Raw genomic sequence first — 2,952 nt, forward strand, 5'->3', positions numbered from 1 at the left:
GAAAAAGAATCGCTGAATGCGATCGATCTTTACGGGACCCAACTGAAGGACCTGATCGAGCAACAGAATAAGCTCACAACCCAGCGCCTCCAACTGGCGGATAAACAAGCCGATCAAATGAGCGAGTTGCGGACCCGCCATAGTAAGCTTCTCGATCTGCTCACCGCGCCCATCGGCTTGTCCACCCGCCAAATCAGCATCGGCATGGCCGAGATCACGCAGCGACTGGACGATTTAAGCCAAGCAAGCGAACAGGATCAGCGCGCCCGACTGGCGGCAACGCAAACCGAAATCAATGCGCAGTTAGAATTGATTGAACGCGATAGTTTCGGCGGGTTTCGCCGCTATTTGACCGCCGTTTCCAACGCCAATCTATTCCTCGGGTATATGGCTGAAGCCGCGAATACGCCGGATGGCGGGCGCTTATCGCTCATCAAACTGCGTACCGATCCACTCGCCGCCGAAATGCGTGGCCTCGGGATGCGGCTGCGCGGCGATACCGCCTTGGGCCAATTGGGCGGTGCGGCCTCGCAGGCCATTGAAGATATGCTGGCCTATGGCTCGGCCCCGCAAGGCCAAGCCGGGGCGGAAACCATTCTCACTCGCCGCCAGGAAGAGCTCCGCGCCCGCACCGATGCCGAAGTCGCCCTGGGCGAAATCGCCTCCTACGCCCGCGCGCTCCAATCCGCCGTTTCCCGGCTAGTGGAAGACGTGCAAACCAATGTGAAAGCCAAAGCCGAGGCGGCGAACGCCACCAGCCTGCAAGCCCAAACCGTTCTGATCGTGTTGGGGGGCGTCGCCCTGATTGCGGCGCTGCTGATCGGTTGGCTTGTCGTGCTGCGCTCCATCGTCGGGCGACTGTCGCGGCTCTCGGGGGCCATGCGCCGCCTCGCCGATGGCGATTTGACCGTGGCGACGCCGAAGAGCGGCACCGACGAAATCGGCGCGATGGCTGCCGCGATGGAAGTGTTCCGCGCCAATGCCCTCGCCGTCAAAGAAGCTGAACAGCGCGCCGCCGACGAAAGCACGCGCGTCGCCACCGAACGCCGCCGTGCGCGCCTGGAGTTGGCCGATACCTTCGAAGGCACCGTGAAATCGGTCGTCGATCAAGTGGCAAGCTCCGTCCATAGCCTGCGCAGCACCGCCGACAGCGTGTCCCAAACCGCCGACGAAACCCAGCGCGAGGCGGGGGAAGCCGCCACCCTCTCGCAGCACGCCACTCAGAATGTGCAAACCGTGGCCGCCGCCGCCGAACAGCTCCTTGCCTCGATCCGCGAGATCTCCCGGCAGGTCAACCGCTCCTCCGAGGTTACGCGCGTCGCCGTGCAGGACGCCGAGAAGACCAATACCATCGTCGATACGCTCAATACCGCCACGGGGCGCATCGATGAGGTCGTGAAACTCATCAATGATATTGCCGGGCAAACCAATCTGCTCGCCTTGAACGCCACCATCGAAGCCGCCCGCGCGGGCGATGCCGGCAAAGGGTTTGCGGTAGTCGCCAGCGAGGTCAAAAGCCTCGCCGGGCAAACGGCCAAAGCCACCGACGAAATCCAGCGCCACATCGCCCAAGTGCAAAGCACCACCGGCGCGGTCGTCTCGGCGATCCGCGAAATCGTGCTGACGATTCAGCAGTTAGACGAAATCGCCTCGGTTGTTGCCTCCGCCGTCGAACAGCAAGGCGCCGCAACCCAGGAAATCGCCCGTAACGTCTCAGAAGCCGCCAGCAGCACGGGCGAGGCCCTGGGCCGCATCACCACCGTTACCGAAGCCGCCGTTCTGGCGGGCAAATCGGCAGGCGTCGTCCAACAGGCGACGCATATGATGGCGCAGAATACCGATATGCTGTCGGACGAAGTGCAGCGCTTCCTCAGCCAAATCCGGGCTTAACCAAAAAGCAAAAAGCCCCGGCACTTTTTCGATAAGTGCCGGGGCTTTTCTTTTTTAACGCTTAGCGCGCGAGCGGCTTATACTTAATCCGATGCGGCTGATCCGCGTCGGTGCCCAGGCGGCGCTTCCGGTCGGCTTCGTAATCCTGGTAATTGCCTTCGAACCAAACGACTTGGCTGTCGCCTTCGAACGCGAGGATGTGGGTTGCAATACGGTCGAGGAACCAGCGATCATGGGTGATGACCACGGCGCAGCCCGCGTAATCGAGCATGGCTTCTTCGAGCGCGCGCAGGGTATCGACGTCAAGATCGTTGGTGGGCTCATCGAGCAGCAGCACATTCGCGCCGGTTTTCAGCATTTTGGCGAGATGGACGCGGTTGCGCTCCCCGCCTGAGAGCATGCCGACTTTCTTCTGCTGATCCGCGCCCCGGAAGTTGAACAGGGCACAATAGGCGCGCGACGGCATCTTGCGGCGACCGAGATCGATTTCATCGTGCCCGCCGGAGACTTCTTCCCACACCGTCTTATTCGGGTCGAGCGCGTCGCGCGACTGATCGACGTAACCGAGCACCACCGTTTCGCCGACGCGGAAGGTGCCGCTATCGGGCTTTTCCTGGCCGGTAATCATGCGGAACAGTGTGGTCTTCCCGGCACCATTCGGGCCGATGACGCCGACGATACCGCCGGGCGGCAGACGGAAGGAAACATCGTCCACCAACAAACGATCACCGAAGCCCTTGGTGAGATGTTCGGCTTCGATAACGATATTGCCCAGGCGTGGGCCGGGCGGCAGCACGATTTGCGCCGAATCCGGGGCCTTTTCCTTCGACTGATTGACCATCTCTTCATAGGACGCGAGGCGCGCCTTGGATTTGGCCTGACGGGCCTTCGGGCTTTGGGAAACCCACTCCAACTCGCGGTCGAGCGTCTTCTTATGGGCTTCTTCCTGCTTGCCTTCGAGTTCCAGGCGCTTCTGCTTATCGCGCATCCAGCCGGTATAATTGCCTTCAAACGGCAGGCATTGGCCGCGTTCGATTTCGAGAATCCATTCGGCCACTTCAT

Annotated in this window: 2 protein-coding genes; one reads left to right on the forward strand and one right to left on the reverse strand. The window is 61.4% G+C overall.

Annotation, left to right across the window (positions count from 1 at the left end; translation table 11 throughout):
* The coding region (locus VZ95_RS13125) for a methyl-accepting chemotaxis protein (protein ID WP_156995288.1) at positions 1-1,890 on the forward strand (1,890 nt) is incomplete at its 5' end.
* Positions 1,891-1,951: 61 nt separating this feature from the next.
* On the opposite strand, the gene VZ95_RS13130 is transcribed toward VZ95_RS13125, so the two are convergent.
* Positions 1,952-2,952 (reverse strand): ATP-binding cassette domain-containing protein (locus tag VZ95_RS13130; RefSeq protein ID WP_045776250.1); only part of this gene is annotated, 1,001 nt, incomplete at its 5' end.

The sequence above is a fragment of the Elstera litoralis genome, assembly GCF_000963705.1.
Lineage (GTDB): Bacteria > Pseudomonadota > Alphaproteobacteria > Elsterales > Elsteraceae > Elstera > Elstera litoralis.